Origin of the sequence: Martinezella multihospitum (assembly GCF_900094585.1) — a bacterium.
Taxonomy (GTDB): Bacteria; Pseudomonadota; Alphaproteobacteria; order Rhizobiales; family Rhizobiaceae; genus Rhizobium; species Rhizobium multihospitium.
In genome coordinates, this window is record NZ_FMAG01000005.1 from 240652 (window position 1) to 254319 (window position 13668).

A 13668-nucleotide genomic window follows, 5' to 3' on the forward strand; every position below is an offset into this window, starting at 1 on the left:
TCAAGCCCATCCCATCCAATCTTCCATGGGTGTCCAGTCGCATGAGACGGCGCGCTTCGCAAGATCGAAACAGAAAAGATTGCCGCCACCCGGCGGTTGATCGCCCTGCCGCGCGATCGGCTTTCCCTGCAAATGGCATTTCAGCAGCGTGCCGACGCCGCCATGGCCGACGAAAGCAATCGGCACTTTCGGATCGTGCCGCGCAAGAACGGCCTCGACATTGGAAACGATCCTAGTCTGCGCGTCGATCGCACGCTCCCAGCCCTTGAAGCTTTCATGCGGGTTGGCGAAGAACCAGTCCGCCGCTTTCTCGAACTCCGGCGGCGCCAGGAAGCCCGTAGCGCTGCGGTCGTTTTCATGCGTAGCTTCGATGATCTCGATCGACGCATTGCCTGCCGTCGCCAAAGCCTCGGCCGTTTCGATCGCCTTGCGCTCGCCGCTGGAGACAATGAGGCCAAGCTTGCCGGCCCAGGGGCGGCTCGCCGCCAGTCGCGCCCGCTCGGCGCCTAGTTCGGACAAGCCCCATTGCGGCACCGGCACATTCGGGTCGATGCGCACCTGCGGGTGCGTAATATAAAGAGCGTACATGGATCTCTCAGCGATTGTCTCAGCCGCGGCTATAGACCCAGAGTTGGGCCGGCGGAATATTGCGGACGATGAAGTCGTAGTGGCGGATATGATAGCGATCCGGCTTGGCGATGATCGGCGAGACCGGCCCGTAGGAAATCTGCACCACCGGCCGGCCGGGCGGCATGCGGTCCAGCAGGCTTTCCAGCAACGCGACGCGCGCCTTCATCGGGAAATTGAGGAGAGGAATGCCTGAGACGACGGAATCGAAGGTCTGTCCTCGCAGCACGCCAAGCGTCGTATCGAGATCGAAGGCATCGCCATTGATGAAGTTGACGCCCGGATAACGGCGGACGAGATGATTGTAGAAGTCGGTGGAATATTCGATTGCGACGAGGTTTTGCGGCTCGACGCCGCGTGCAAGGATCGCCTTGGTGATGGCGCCGGTTCCCGGCCCAAGCTCCAGCACGGGCAGGCCGGATTGCGTGTTGATGACACCAGCCATCTTGCGGGCTGTGATCGACGAAGTAGGAACGATCGACCCCACCGTCTTCGGCCCTTGCATCATGCCCTTGAAGAAGCGGATCTCCTCGTCGAACTTCTTGCCTAACCGTTCCTTGAGACGCAGCGCCATGCTCTCCCCCCATCAAATGTTACCGTCGCGACTTACATATTGCTTCTCTAGGATCTTGCAACGGAATGGCGCAATAACAAGAGAAAATGTCGCAATCGACAAAGGACCAAATAAAAGCGCCCTTGCGTTATATAAACGCATGAAGGGCGCTTTGGTTTCGCTACACGCGCATCGGCATCAGCACATAAAGCGCATCGTCGCCGGCCGTGTCGCGAATGAGCGTCGGCGAGCCGGCATCGGCCAGCAGGAACACGGCGGAATCGCCCGAAAGCTGCGCGGTGATGTCGAGGAGGTACTTGGCGTTGAAGCCGATTTCCATCGGGTCCATCTCGTAACCGACGGCAACTTCTTCGGTCGCGCTTCCCGAATCCGGATTGTTGACGGTCAGCAGTAGCTGGCCATCGGATAGAGCCAGTTTCACGGCGCGGCCACGCTCCGAAGAGATCGTCGATACGCGGTCGACGGCCTGGGCGAAGGTCTGGCAATCGACCCGCATTTCCTTGTCGTTGTTGGCTGGAATGACGCGCTGATAGTCCGGGAAGGTGCCGTCGATCAACTTCGACGTCATGACGATCGAGCCGATTGTCAAGCGGATCTTGGCGTCGGAGACTTCGACGGTGACCATCGTGTCTGGCGCATCGACCAACTTCTGCAGTTCGCCGACCGTCTTGCGCGGGATGATGATGCCAGGCATGCCTTCGGAGCCCGAGGGCGCACTGACATCGGCGCGGGCAAGGCGATGGCCGTCCGTGGCGACAGCCCTGAGCTTCAGGTCGCCGCCGCTTTCGATCGTGTGGAAGAAGATGCCGTTGAGGTAGTAGCGCGTCTCCTCGGTGGAGATCGCAAACTGCGTGCGGTCGATCAGCATCTTCAGATCGGCCGCCTTCAGCTTGAAAGAATGGCTGAAGCTGCCGGCGGTCAGATCCGGAAAATCCGATTCCGGCAGGCACTGCAGCGAGAATTTCGAGCGGCCCGAAGCGACGGTCATCGAGCTGCCGTCGGTGTTGGTGGCGAGCAGCACTTCCGATCCGTCGGACAGCTTGCGCACGATGTCGTAGAGCAGATGTGCTGGAACCGTGGTCGCACCCGCCTGTTCGACGTTGGCGGGCGTCGCCTCGGTGATTTCGAGGTCGAGGTCGGTTGCCTTCATGTCGAGGCTCGTACCATCGGCCTTCAGCAGAACGTTGGACAGGATCGGGATCGTGTTGCGACGCTCGACCACGCGATGCACGTGGTTCAGCGACTTCAGGAGGTTCGACCGCTCAATTGTTATACGCATGGATGCTACCGCTTTCGACCGTGACTTGCCGGGCGGCCCGAGGCGCCCGAGCGACATGTTTTCGGACGAGGCCCGAAAGATTGGACAGGCAACTTGGCAGACTTCTCCATCCGAATGCAAGAGGCATAGACGATTTGCCCAGCGCCAATTCGCCATTTCGGCGGCAATGCTCCACAGGAATTGCACCGCTCTTGCCGTCTGTAGCGGCCTCGCCCATAAAGGCTGTGAATACGAAGCGAATTCAGGACAGGCATGAGCGAAGACCAATCAGGCGGCGGGACGCGCAGTTTCCGCCTGCACAACACCCAGATTCCGGCCCGCCCTCTCGAACCGGCGCTCTATCTCGTCGCGACACCGATCGGCAATCTCGGTGATATCACGCTGCGGGCGCTCGAGACGTTGGCCGGCGCCGATGTGCTGGCCTGCGAGGACACGCGCGTGACCCGCGTCCTGCTCGATCGTTACGGCATCCAGAACAAGCCCTACGCCTATCACGAGCACAATGCCGATGAGGCAGGTCCCCGGCTGCTGCAGGCTTTGGAAGCCGGGCGGTCGGTGGCGCTGGTCTCCGATGCCGGCACGCCGCTCGTCTCCGACCCCGGCTATCGGCTGGCGGTGCAGGCAATCGAGGCGGGGTATAAGGTCGTTCCCATTCCCGGCGCTTCGGCGCCGCTTGCGGCGCTCGTCGGCTCTGGCCTGCCCAACGACGCCTTCTTCTTCGCCGGTTTCCTGCCCGCCAAGGACAAGGGCCGGCGCGACCGCCTGGCCGAGCTGGCAGCCGTGCCCGCCACACTCATCTTCTTTGAATCGCCGCATCGCATTGCCGCCACCCTTGCTGCCGCCGCTGATGTGCTCGGCGGCGAGCGCGTCGGCGCCGTCTGCCGTGAACTGACGAAGACCTTCGAGGAATTCCGCCGCGGCACGTTATCCGAACTTGCTGCATTCTATGATGCGGTCGATAATGTGAAGGGCGAAATCGTCTGGCTCGTCGGCCCGCCGGCGGAAAGTGTTGCGGCGGAGGCCGATGTCGACGCCATTCTCGCCGATCTCTCGGGAACGATGCCGACCGCCAAGGCGGCAACCGAAGCTGCGCGCCTGACCGGCCTGCCGCGCAAGGAGCTCTACCAGCGCCTGCTCGACATCAAGGAGCGCCATGGCTGATATGAAGCCTGAGGCAGGCGACAAGCTGAAGCGGCGAAAAGCCTGGCGTCGCGGCCATGCGGCTGAGTATTTCGCTGCCGTCTTCCTGATGCTCAAGGGCTATCGCATCCTGGCGATCCGCCATCGCACCAAGCTTGGTGAAATCGATATCGTCGCCCGCAAGGGCGATCTCGCCGTCTTCGTCGAAGTCAAATCGCGACGGGATGCGCAGGAGGCGATCGATGCCGTTTCCTTCTCGTCGCAAAGACGCATCCGCGCCGCCAGCGATCTCTGGCTTGCCAGACAGCCGGATTTTGCCCGCCTGTCGCAACGCTATGATATCGTCGCCATGCTGCCCGGCCGCTGGCCGCAGCATTTTCCGGATGCGTTTTGAGCACGGCGTTACAGCGCCGTCACAAAATCAGCCTATTGCCGGGCGACCAGCGCCGGTGATTATCCTATCGGCGCTCCCCATTTCGTTTCGACAGGCCCCATTATGATCCGCAACACCGTTTCAGCCTTTGCCGTTCCCTCGCAGGAAGAGCGCGAAAGTTTTGTCTCTCTCGAAAAGACCCCGGCCATTCATGCCGAAAAACTTGTGTCGCTCGCCTGCCTGAATGCGGTGCGCATCGGTGGCGCGAACGCCACGGCCGAAACCCTGTCCTTCCCCTTCACGGTCGCCGCCTGGAATCTCGAGCGCTGCCTGTTCGCCGAGGAAAGTGCCGCCAAGCTGCGGGAAACCGGCGCGCCGCTGGTCCTTTTGTCGGAGATGGATTACGGCATGGCCCGCACCGAACAGCGCGACCCGACGGACATCATCGCTGGCGAACTCGGCATGAACTACGCCTATGGCGTCGAGTTCCTCGAACTCAGCCTCGGCTCGGAGATCGAGCGCTCCTATTGCAGGGACGACTTCAACGAAAACGGTTTTCACGGCAATGCTCTGATGGCTGCCGTTGCCTTGAAGGACGCCTTCATGATCCGCCTGCCGGGCGAAGCCGTCTGGTTCAATGACAGCAATGAGCAGCCGCGCATCGGCGATCGTTGTGCCATCGGCGCTATCGTCGAGACGCAGGCTGGTCCCATGGTCGCCGTTTCCGTTCACCTCGAAAGTGTGGCGACCGCTGCCTATCGCGAGCGCCAGTTGACGGCTTTGATCGATGCCGTCGAAGCCTTTGCGCCGGGCCTTCCGATCCTGATCGGCGGCGATCTCAACACCGGCAACCACACCGGCGGCGATTTCTCGACCGATACGCTGTTTGCCATGGCCGAGAGCCGCGGCTTCGAATGCCACGGCGGCCCGCTCGACCAGACCAGCACCCGCCCGAGCCTGATCACGCGCTTTCCCGATCGCACCATGAAGCTCGACTGGTTCATCACCCGCGGCCTGAAGATCGGCGTAAGCCACCTTGTTTCCTCCCTCAATGGAGAGGGCAAGCCGCTGTCCGATCACGACATGATCGTCTGCACAATCGAAGGTTTTTCTGCCTAGTGCATGTCGCGCAAAAGTTTGCGGCGGCTTTGCGACAACGACGTGCACGAAATCAAAGACTTAAAGCGCGAAAAGCGAATCTGAAAGATCGCGATGCGCTTTAATCGCTGCAATCGTTAAAATGCGCTCAGTTTCATGAACTGCGCCGTTACCCCTTCCATGCGATGACAACGCAGACGCGCATGGAATTTGGGGGATTGCATGGTCTTGAAACTGATGTTGGCGAGCATGGCGGCTTTTGCCGCGCGTGCCGTACCGGTCGTTGTCGCGATGCCGCAGTCGAAAAGCTTTGTGGCAGGCGCCAGTGGCGACATGGAAATGAAGCCGTCGCCGATCGAACGCTCCTGGATATTGTCGGGCGATCCCGTTGCCCGCATTGCCGAGCATTCGCGCGGGCAGGACGATGCCGCGGTGACCGCGCTGTGGGATTGCACGGCCGGCGAGTTCCGCTGGTATTTCGGCTGGGATGAAACAGTGATGATCCTCGAAGGCGAGGTGCATATCACCACGGAAGACGGTGTCGAGCGCACGCTGCATGCCGGTGATGTCGCCTATTTCGCCGGCGGCACCTGGGCGACATGGCGCATCGACCGCTATCTGCGCAAGGTCGCCTTTTTGCGCAAGCCGTTCCCGAAGCCGTTGACGATGGCTTACCGCCTGCGCAACTTCGTCCGGCAGGGCAGCACGCAGGGCCTTGCTGCCTAAGCGGGACCACCTTGACGGAAGTCCTTGAATAGCCGTTGCGTTTGCAGGCGGGCCGACCTACATCTGTCCGCAAATCCGAGCGAGGGCTGACTATGGCTGGTATCAAGAACGTTGCGGTCCAGATGGACCATGTCCGGAGCATCAACATCGCGGGCGACTCGACTTTCGCCATGAGCCTCGAGGCGCAGAACCGGGGCTACAAGCTCTTCCACTATACGCCGGAACGGCTGAGCATGCGCGACGGCAAGGTCTATGCGTCAGTCGAGCCGATGATCCTGCGCGACGTCAAGGGCGATCATTTCGAGCTCGGCGAGCCCGAGCGCGTCGACCTTTCGACCATGGACGTCGTGCTGCTGCGCCAGGACCCGCCCTTCGACATGGCCTATATCACCTCGACGCATCTGCTCGAGCGCATCCACCCGAAGACGCTCGTCGTCAATGATCCGGCCTGGGTGCGCAATTCGCCGGAAAAGATTTTCGTCACCGAATTTGCCGATCTCATGCCGAAGACGCTGATTACGCGTGATGCCGGTGAAATCCGTCGTTTCCGTGAGGAGATGGGCGATATCATCCTGAAGCCGCTTTACGGCAATGGCGGCGCGGGCGTGTTCCATTCGACGCGCGATGATCGCAATCTCTCGTCTCTGCTCGAAATGTTCGGCCAGCTCTTCCGCGAGCCCTTCATTGCCCAGCAATATCTGCCTGATGTGCGCAAGGGCGACAAGCGCATCATCCTGGTCGACGGCGAGCCCGTCGGCGCGATCAACCGCGTGCCGGCCGAGCATGATGCCCGCTCCAACATGCATGTCGGCGGCCGTGCCGAAGCCACGGAGCTGACGGCGCGCGAGAAGGAAATCTGCGCCCGCATCGGCCCGGCGCTCAAGGCCCGCGGCTTCCTGCTCGTCGGCATCGATGTCATCGGCGACTATATGACCGAGATCAACGTGACCTCGCCGACCGGCATCCGCGAGGTCAGGCGCTTCGGCGGCGCCGATATCGCCAGCCTGCTCTGGGATGCGATCGAATCCAAGCGGGCCTGATCGGCAGTTCCCGTCACGCTTTCAGCTGAACGATCATATTCACCCAGACATGTCGATGACTTCGACATGTCTGGGTGAAGTTTTGTTCGTTTATTGTTCTTGTTTCATTCCTTGTCTTATGCCAGATTGCAACCCGAAGTTTGCTGATCGGGGCACGTAACGGCAAACGGGTTCGGTGACAGGGGATAGGGGATGGTAGCGCGCGTCAGTACGGTGGCGTTTCAGGGGATCGAAGGCGTACCGGTCGAAGTGCAAGTGATGATTGCACCGGGTAAGGTGCTGATGCATATCGTCGGCCTGCCCGACAAGGCTGTCGCCGAGAGCCGGGAGCGGGTTCAGGCGGCGCTGCACGCCTCGGGCCTTGCGTTGCCGCCGAAGAAGGTCACGGTCAATCTCGCGCCGGCCGATCTGCCCAAGGAGGGTAGTCACTTCGATCTTGCAATCGCGCTCGGCCTGATGGCGGCGCTCGGTGCAATCCCCGCTGATGCCCTGTCGTCCTATACCGTCATCGGTGAACTTAATCTCGATGGCACGATCGCGCCCGTTGCCGGCGCGCTTCCCGCAGCGATTGCCGCCAATGCCATGGGCAAGGGGCTGATCTGCCCGGCCGAAAGCGGGCCGGAGGCCGCCTGGGCCGGCAAGGAGATCGATATTCTGGCGCCGCGCAGCCTGATCGCGCTCGCCAATCATTTCCGCGGCACGCAGGTCCTATCGCGACCGGAGCCGTCAGTCCGCGCGAGCGCCGCCAATCTGCCCGATCTCGCCGACATTAAGGGGCAGGAAAGCGCCAAGCGTGCGCTGGAGGTGGCGGCCGCCGGCGGCCATAATCTGTTGTTCGTCGGGCCTCCCGGCTCCGGCAAGTCCATGCTCGCCTCGCGCCTGCCGTCGATCCTGCCGCCTTTGTCGACCAACGAGTTGCTTGAGGTCTCGATGATCCATTCGATCGCCGGCCAGCTTTCCGGCGGCAAGCTCTCCGATCGGCGTCCCTATCGCGCGCCACATCACTCGGCCACCATGGCGGCGCTCGTCGGCGGCGGCCTCCGCGCCAGACCCGGCGAAGTGTCGCTCGCCCATCACGGCATTCTTTTCCTCGACGAGCTGCCGGAATTTTCGCCGCAGGCGCTCGATGCGCTGCGCCAGCCGCTGGAAACCGGCGAATGTGTCATTGCGAGAGCAAACCATCGCGTCGCCTATCCGGCCGGTATCCAATTGGTGGCGGCGATGAACCCGTGCCGTTGCGGTATGGCCGGCGAACCAGGGCATAGCTGCGCCCGCGGACCGCGCTGCGCCTCGGATTATCAGGGCCGCATTTCCGGCCCGCTGCTCGATCGTATCGACATTCGCATCGACGTGCCTGCGGTCTCTGCCGCGGATCTCATCCGGCCGACAGCCTCGGAAAGCAGTGCCGATGTCGCGCTCCGCGTCGCCCGTGCCCGCGAACGGCAACGTGAGCGTTTCGACAGGGCCGGAATGAAGGATGTCAGCACCAACGCCCGCTGCTCGACCGCGATGATCGAAACCATCGCCGAACCGGATGCCGCCGGTCTGCAATTGCTGCGTGACGCGGCCGAGAAGATGAAATTCTCCGCCCGCGGCTATCATCGCATTCTCAAGGTCGCGCGCACCCTTGCCGATCTCGACGATAAACCGACCGTCGGGCGCATCCACCTTGCCGAAGCCATCTCCTATCGTATCGCCGGAGAGCGGCTGGCCGCGCACGCCTGAAAATTCGAGACTTTGGTCGCGCCCGATCGTCTCCAACCCGCCTAAATGAAAAGGGGTGCCGAAGCACCCCTTCTCGGGTCAAGCTAATGGCAGGCTGTCTCAGCCGCCCAGCCCTTCGAACAGCGCCGTCGAGAGATACCGTTCGGCAAAGGAGGGGATGATGACGACGATAGTCTTGCCTTCGTTTTCGGGACGCTGGCCGATCTTGATGGCTGCCGTCAGGGCGGCACCAGAGGAAATACCGACCGGCACGCCTTCGAGCTTGGCGACAAGCCGCGCCTGCTGGAACGCCTCGTCATTGCTGACGGTCACCACCTCGTCATAGACGTGGGTGTCGAGAACCTTTGGCGCGAAGCCGGCGCCGATGCCCTGGATCTTGTGCGGGCCGGGATTGCCGCCTGAGAGAACAGGCGAATCCGTCGGCTCGACGGCGATAACCTTGATGTCGGGCTTGCGCGCCTTCAGCACCTGGCCGACACCGGTGATCGTGCCGCCGGTGCCGATGCCGGATACGAAGATATCGACCTTGCCCTCAGTGTCGTTCCAGATTTCCTCGGCCGTCGTCTTGCGATGGATTTCCGGGTTGGCGGGATTTTCGAACTGCTGCGGAATGATCGCATCCGGCAGCGACGCGGCCAGCTCTTCAGCCTTGGCGATCGCGCCCTTCATGCCCTTCGGTCCCTCGGTCAGCACCAGCTCGGCACCGAGCAGCGCCAGCATCTTGCGGCGCTCGATCGACATGGTCTCCGGCATGGTGAGGATCAGCCGATAGCCCTTGGCGGCAGCGGCAAAGGCGAGCGCGATGCCCGTATTGCCGGAGGTCGGCTCGATCAGCACAGACCGGCCGGGAGCGATCTTGCCCTGGGCCTCCAGGCTCTCGATCATGGCGACGCCGATACGGTCCTTCACGGAGGCGATCGGATTGAAGAATTCGAGCTTTGCCAAGAGGTTGGCCTTGACGCCCTTCTCCTTCGCCAGCTTGTCGAGACGGACGATCGGCGTATCGCCGATGGTCTCGGTGATCGAAGCATAGACGCGGCCGCGGCCGGGTTTGCGGGTGTCGGACATGGGTAGCTCTCCCTATATTGGAATTATGCAATGACAATAGGATCAAACGCCCGCGGAAACCAGAGTGCGCACCCGTTCCCTGCACGAAGCGAGTGAGAAAAGAATCTCCCAATTGCCTTCTTTAAGGATGTTTTTTTCAGGCGGCGCGCGCGGCGATGAAGGCGGCGGTGGCGGCGAGGATGCTAGCGGCGACCCGATTCAGGATCTGCAGCGCCCTCGGCTTCTTGAGAAAGGTGCGCGCCCGTGACGCCAATAGCATATAGGGCACGAGAACGATCAGAAGGACGACGAAGGTCGCCGCAACCAGCGTCGCATATTCGCGCAGGCCGATGCTGCCGATATCGATCAGGGTCGGCACCAGCGCGACATAGAAAAGCATGGTCTTGGGGTTGCCGAGCGTGACAAGCAGGCCGGAGAGGAAGGACATGCCGGCGCTGTTCGATTTCTTCGCGGCGATATCGGCGGGGAGCAGACCCGCCGTCCAGAGCTTCCAGGCGATATGGCCGAGATAGAGCGCACCGGCGATCTTGATGACGATGAAGACCTCGGTGAAGGTCTGCGCTACGAAGGCAAGCCCGAGGATGACGGCCGTCAGGTAGATCGTGTCGCCGAGCACGAGGCCGAGGCCCATGAAGAAGGTCTCTCGAAAGCCCGAGCCGAGAGCGCGCGCAACGATCGCCGTAATGCCCGGGCCGGGGATCGCTGCGGCGATGAAGAGAGCGCCGCAATAGGCAAGCAGGGCCGCGAGCGTCATGGGATCTTCCTCCTGAGATGGTATTCGCTCTAGCGCACCACCTTTGCGTTTTCAAGCAATTGCGCCGATGATGCGAACATATTACCAAGGCGTTAACGGCGCGTCGAAACTGCTTTGCCCAAGGATCTCATGTCTTCTGCATTGCTTCTGATCGATCTTCAGAATTCCATCCTGACAGGCCTCGGCACACCGGAGCGTCAGCCGGCGATAGATGCCGCACTGGAGGTGGTCGTCGCCAGGCTGGCGGCGCTGAAGCACAAGGCGCGTGCGGCCGGCATTCCGGCCTTCATCGTCCAGCATGATGGCACACCGGGGCACCGCCTGGCAAAGCGTAGCGAAGGCTGGCAGCTGCGCCGGGACATCGCCCCCGAGGCCGGCGATGTCGTCGTCCACAAGGCGAGCTGCGATTCCTTCTTCGAGACGGATCTGGAGGCGCGGCTCAAGGCCCGTGGCGTCACCCATCTCATCGTCGGCGGCTGCATGACGCAGTTCTGCGTCGACACGACCGTGCGGCGCGCTGTTTCGCTCGGTTTCGACGTCTCGCTGATATCGGACGGTCACACGACCGCAGATATGGGCCGGCTGAGCTTCGAAGAGATTGTCACCCATCACAATATGCTGCTTGACGGCTTCGACGCCGGGCCGCATGAAATCAAGCTGGTTGCATCCACCGAAATCTCCTTCTGAAGCCCTTTCCTCGCCGGAGCCTCCATGCCGCATCTGACCAGCATGATCACCTTTGCCCTGATCGCTCTCGGCATGGTGCTGACGCCCGGGCCGAACATGATCTACCTCGTGTCGCGCTCGATCTCGCAGGGACCAGCGGCCGGATTGATCTCGCTCGGCGGTGTCGCCTGCGGCTTCGTCTTCTACATGCTGTCGGCCGCCCTCGGCATCACCGCCTTCGTCTTTGCCGTGCCCTTCGCCTATGATGCGCTGCGGCTGGCGGGTGCGGCCTATCTCGCGTGGCTCGCCTGGAATGCGTTGAAGCCCGGCGGCCGCTCTGCCTTTCAGCTGCGCGAGCTGCCGAAGGATAGCACGCGCCGGCTCTTCACGATGGGACTGGTGACGAGCCTGCTCAATCCGAAAGTGGCGATCCTTTATCTGTCGCTGCTGCCGCAGTTTATCGATCCCGCCGCCGGCAGCGTCTTCACCCAGTCGCTCGTTCTCGGCTTTTCGCAGATCATCATCAGCGTGACGTTCAATGCCATCTTCGCGCTGAGCGCCGGCTGGATCGCGATGTTTCTCACCCGCCGCCCGTCCTTCGCATTGGTGCAGCGTTGGTTGATGGGCACGGTGCTGGCTGGGCTCGCCGTACGAATGGCTTTCGAAGCGCAGCGCTGATGAAAAGTGTGTCGCGAACCGTCACCGCCAGTCTTCTGACGCTCGCCTCGTTCGCAAGCGTCTCGCCGCTGGCTTCGGCAGCAGAGACGGAAACGCAGACGATCGTCTTCATGCGCCATGGCGAAAAGCCGGAAGCGGGTCTCGGCCAGCTGAGCTGCCAGGGGCTCAACCGGTCGCTGGCGCTACCTCCGGTGCTGACCAAGCTCTTCGGCAGACCGGCGGCGATCTTCGCGCCGGATCCGTCGAAGCGAAAGAAAGATTCCGGCGCTTCCTATGATTACATCCGGCCGCTCGCGACCATCGAACCCACAGCCATCGCACTCGGGCTGCCGGTCGACACCAGCTTCGGTTACGAGGATATCGATGATCTGAAAGCCGAGCTGAAGAAGCCTGCCTATGCCGGCAAGCTGATCTTCGTCGCCTGGGAGCATAAACAGATCGTCGATCTCGCCCGCGAGCTGATGAGCGAGAATGGCGGCGATGAAAAAGCGGTGCCGAAATGGCATGGCAAGGATTTCGACAGCCTCTATGTGCTGCGCATCGGCGGCGTTAAGGCTGGATCGGGCGCGACCTTCGAGAAGATGGCCGAGGGGCTTGATGGCCAGCCGCAGGCTTGCCCGCAGCCGGCTAAGTAAATTCAAAGCAATTCCAGGGAAAGTGTGCAGCGGTTTTCCGTTCGGAATTGCGTAAGGATGTTAGAACACTGGCCGCATGAAGCTGCGCTCATAGCTGATGATGCAGCGCGTTTCCTCGCCATAGGCAAGAGCTGCCTGGCACTCCGCGTCTTCGGGTATTTTCAGCCGATATTCCTCGTAGGCGGTAAGGCTTGGAAAGCTGAAGAGCGCCAAGGCGATGTTGCTGGCGCCTTCATGCGGCATGAAATAGCCGTGATGCGTGCCGCCCATCCGGTTGACCAGCGGGATCCAGAGCTTGGCGTAGTGTTCGAACTGGGCAAGCTTGTAAGGGTCGATGACGTAGCGCAGGTAGCAGGTGATCATTCGGCGGTCCCCTTGGAAAGATGATCGTTTCTATTCCGGGGCAGGGGGATCGTCCAGCCCAGATTCATGCTGGCCGCAGCCGCGAGAATGATGATCGCGCCGATGATTTGTGCGGCACCAAGCACGTGGCCGAAAGCGAAGCGATCGACCACGATGGCGGCGATCGGATAGACGAAGGACAGCGCCCCGGTTAGGTGCGTCGGCAGCTTCTGGATGGCACCGTAGAGCAGCACATACATCAGGCCGGTATGCACGATGCCCATGGTGACGAGGATCGACCAGCCGCCGACATCGTGCGGAGTGGCCGAGAAATTGGTGAAGGGCACCAGCATCAGGATCCCGGTCGACACCTGGATGAGCGCAATCAGGTGCGGCGGCGTGCCCTTCAGCCATTTGGCGGCGATTGCCGCCAGCGCATAGAAGAAGGCCGCACCCAAAGAAAGCAAGATGCCGATCGCGTAGCTTCCCGCCCCTACCGCTTCTGCAGGCTTGCCTTCGACGATGATAATCATGCCGGCAAAGGCGAGGCCGAGCCAGAAAAGCTTGGTGAAGGTGATCCGCTCGCCGAGGAACAGCGCACCGAGCCCCAGCAGCATGAAAGGCTGCGTGTTGTAGACTGTCGTGGCGATGGAAATGGAGGCGTGGGAATAGGCCGCGAAAAGCAGCAGCCAGTTGAGCACAATGGCAATCCCGCCAGCGACGGCGATGGAAAATGTCTTCAGGGTGAGGATGCCTGGACGCAGCAGGCCCATGGCCGCGCAGACCACAAGCAACGTCAACGCGCCGAAGAGGCAGCGCCAGAAGACGACGCCGGTCACGGCCTGCCCGGACATCAGCACGAACCAGCCGATCGTGCCTGAAATCAGCATCGCCGCCGTCATTTCCACCGTGCCGCGTTTAATCTCGTTCATTGCCTTGGCTC

At 61.8% G+C, this 13668-nt stretch carries 16 protein-coding genes; 9 read left to right on the forward strand and 7 right to left on the reverse strand.

Annotated elements, in window-relative coordinates; translation table 11 throughout:
* The 3 genes from GA0061103_RS21710 to dnaN all read right to left on the reverse strand — a co-directional run bounded on the left by GA0061103_RS21710 (position 1) and on the right by dnaN (position 2480).
* Positions 1-588, reverse strand: coding sequence for a histidine phosphatase family protein (locus GA0061103_RS21710; RefSeq protein WP_092714849.1), 588 nt, complete (start codon positions 586-588; stop codon positions 1-3).
* Positions 589-607: 19 nt separating this feature from the next.
* Positions 608-1201, reverse strand: coding sequence for a phospholipid N-methyltransferase PmtA (pmtA, locus tag GA0061103_RS21715; RefSeq protein ID WP_092714850.1), 594 nt, complete (start codon positions 1199-1201; stop codon positions 608-610).
* Positions 1202-1361: 160 nt separating this feature from the next.
* On the reverse strand, positions 1362-2480 hold the full coding sequence (dnaN, locus tag GA0061103_RS21720; protein WP_092714852.1) for a DNA polymerase III subunit beta: 1119 nt from the start codon (positions 2478-2480) through the stop codon (positions 1362-1364).
* Positions 2481-2732: 252 nt separating this feature from the next.
* Here dnaN and rsmI point away from each other — a divergent pair, with 252 nt between their 5' ends.
* The 6 genes from rsmI (at position 2733) to GA0061103_RS21750 (ending at position 8582) form a co-directional block, all read left to right on the forward strand.
* The gene (gene rsmI / locus GA0061103_RS21725) at positions 2733-3641 is read left to right on the forward strand and encodes a 16S rRNA (cytidine(1402)-2'-O)-methyltransferase (RefSeq protein WP_092714854.1); all 909 of its coding nucleotides are present in this window, start codon (positions 2733-2735) and stop codon (positions 3639-3641) included.
* A 1-nt stretch (position 3642) separates the two neighbouring features.
* Positions 3643-4014 (forward strand): YraN family protein, encoded by a 372-nt coding sequence (locus GA0061103_RS21730; RefSeq protein WP_092715189.1) that lies wholly within the window; start codon positions 3643-3645, stop codon positions 4012-4014.
* Between the two features lie 102 nt (positions 4015-4116).
* Entirely contained in the window at positions 4117-5112 is a 996-nt protein-coding gene (locus GA0061103_RS21735) for an endonuclease/exonuclease/phosphatase family protein (protein WP_092714856.1), read from the forward strand.
* A 201-nt stretch (positions 5113-5313) separates the two neighbouring features.
* Positions 5314-5817 (forward strand): cupin domain-containing protein, encoded by a 504-nt coding sequence (locus tag GA0061103_RS21740; RefSeq protein WP_092714858.1) that lies wholly within the window; start codon positions 5314-5316, stop codon positions 5815-5817.
* A 92-nt stretch (positions 5818-5909) separates the two neighbouring features.
* A complete protein-coding gene (gene gshB / locus GA0061103_RS21745; protein WP_092714860.1) occupies positions 5910-6857 on the forward strand; it encodes a glutathione synthase in 948 nt (315 codons plus the stop codon).
* A 192-nt stretch (positions 6858-7049) separates the two neighbouring features.
* Entirely contained in the window at positions 7050-8582 is a 1533-nt protein-coding gene (locus GA0061103_RS21750) for a YifB family Mg chelatase-like AAA ATPase (RefSeq protein ID WP_092714862.1), read from the forward strand.
* Between the two features lie 99 nt (positions 8583-8681).
* On the opposite strand, the gene cysK is transcribed toward GA0061103_RS21750, so the two are convergent.
* A complete protein-coding gene (gene cysK, locus GA0061103_RS21755) occupies positions 8682-9650 on the reverse strand; it encodes a cysteine synthase A (RefSeq protein ID WP_092714864.1) in 969 nt (322 codons plus the stop codon).
* Positions 9651-9786: 136 nt separating this feature from the next.
* Positions 9787-10404, reverse strand: coding sequence for a LysE family translocator (locus tag GA0061103_RS21760; protein WP_092714866.1), 618 nt, complete (start codon positions 10402-10404; stop codon positions 9787-9789).
* Positions 10405-10533: 129 nt separating this feature from the next.
* Between GA0061103_RS21760 and GA0061103_RS21765 the strand changes: the two genes are divergently transcribed.
* The 3 genes from GA0061103_RS21765 to GA0061103_RS21775 are packed head-to-tail and all read left to right on the forward strand — an operon-like array spanning position 10534 to position 12383.
* Positions 10534-11091 (forward strand): cysteine hydrolase family protein, encoded by a 558-nt coding sequence (locus GA0061103_RS21765; protein WP_092715191.1) that lies wholly within the window; start codon positions 10534-10536, stop codon positions 11089-11091.
* 24 nt (positions 11092-11115) lie between these two features.
* On the forward strand, positions 11116-11748 hold the full coding sequence (locus tag GA0061103_RS21770) for a LysE family translocator (RefSeq protein WP_092714868.1): 633 nt from the start codon (positions 11116-11118) through the stop codon (positions 11746-11748).
* The gene (locus tag GA0061103_RS21775) at positions 11748-12383 is read left to right on the forward strand and encodes a hypothetical protein (protein WP_092714870.1); all 636 of its coding nucleotides are present in this window, start codon (positions 11748-11750) and stop codon (positions 12381-12383) included. The genes GA0061103_RS21770 and GA0061103_RS21775 overlap by 1 nt, the downstream gene beginning before the upstream one ends.
* A gap of 60 nt (positions 12384-12443) precedes the next feature.
* Here the strand turns inward: GA0061103_RS21775 and GA0061103_RS21780 are convergent, their stop codons facing one another.
* Positions 12444-12746 carry an NIPSNAP family protein gene (locus GA0061103_RS21780; RefSeq protein ID WP_092714872.1) on the reverse strand — a complete coding sequence of 101 codons (303 nt, stop codon included), beginning with the start codon at positions 12744-12746 and terminating at the stop codon, positions 12444-12446.
* A complete protein-coding gene (locus GA0061103_RS21785) occupies positions 12743-13657 on the reverse strand; it encodes a DMT family transporter (protein ID WP_092714874.1) in 915 nt (304 codons plus the stop codon). Before GA0061103_RS21785 ends, GA0061103_RS21780 begins: the two co-directional genes overlap by 4 nt.
* Between the last annotated feature and the right edge of the window lie 11 nt (positions 13658-13668).

What these genes read in the sequence shown, in the direction of transcription:
- GA0061103_RS21765 (WP_092715191.1), top strand. Translation starts at nt 10,534, where the DNA reads ATGTCTTCTGCATTGCTTCTGATCGATCTTCAGAATTCCATCCTGACA.
- GA0061103_RS21770 (WP_092714868.1), top strand. Translation starts at nt 11,116, where the DNA reads ATGCCGCATCTGACCAGCATGATCACCTTTGCCCTGATCGCTCTCGGC.
- gshB (WP_092714860.1), top strand. Translation starts at nt 5,910, where the DNA reads ATGGCTGGTATCAAGAACGTTGCGGTCCAGATGGACCATGTCCGGAGC.
- GA0061103_RS21710 (WP_092714849.1), bottom strand. Translation starts at nt 588, where the DNA reads ATGTACGCTCTTTATATTACGCACCCGCAGGTGCGCATCGACCCGAAT.
- cysK (WP_092714864.1), bottom strand. Translation starts at nt 9,650, where the DNA reads ATGTCCGACACCCGCAAACCCGGCCGCGGCCGCGTCTATGCTTCGATC.
- GA0061103_RS21775 (WP_092714870.1), top strand. Translation starts at nt 11,748, where the DNA reads ATGAAAAGTGTGTCGCGAACCGTCACCGCCAGTCTTCTGACGCTCGCC.
- GA0061103_RS21735 (WP_092714856.1), top strand. Translation starts at nt 4,117, where the DNA reads ATGATCCGCAACACCGTTTCAGCCTTTGCCGTTCCCTCGCAGGAAGAG.
- pmtA (WP_092714850.1), bottom strand. Translation starts at nt 1,201, where the DNA reads ATGGCGCTGCGTCTCAAGGAACGGTTAGGCAAGAAGTTCGACGAGGAG.
- rsmI (WP_092714854.1), top strand. Translation starts at nt 2,733, where the DNA reads ATGAGCGAAGACCAATCAGGCGGCGGGACGCGCAGTTTCCGCCTGCAC.
- GA0061103_RS21780 (WP_092714872.1), bottom strand. Translation starts at nt 12,746, where the DNA reads ATGATCACCTGCTACCTGCGCTACGTCATCGACCCTTACAAGCTTGCC.
- GA0061103_RS21760 (WP_092714866.1), bottom strand. Translation starts at nt 10,404, where the DNA reads ATGACGCTCGCGGCCCTGCTTGCCTATTGCGGCGCTCTCTTCATCGCC.
- GA0061103_RS21730 (WP_092715189.1), top strand. Translation starts at nt 3,643, where the DNA reads ATGAAGCCTGAGGCAGGCGACAAGCTGAAGCGGCGAAAAGCCTGGCGT.
- dnaN (WP_092714852.1), bottom strand. Translation starts at nt 2,480, where the DNA reads ATGCGTATAACAATTGAGCGGTCGAACCTCCTGAAGTCGCTGAACCAC.
- GA0061103_RS21785 (WP_092714874.1), bottom strand. Translation starts at nt 13,657, where the DNA reads ATGAACGAGATTAAACGCGGCACGGTGGAAATGACGGCGGCGATGCTG.
- GA0061103_RS21750 (WP_092714862.1), top strand. Translation starts at nt 7,050, where the DNA reads ATGGTAGCGCGCGTCAGTACGGTGGCGTTTCAGGGGATCGAAGGCGTA.
- GA0061103_RS21740 (WP_092714858.1), top strand. Translation starts at nt 5,314, where the DNA reads ATGGTCTTGAAACTGATGTTGGCGAGCATGGCGGCTTTTGCCGCGCGT.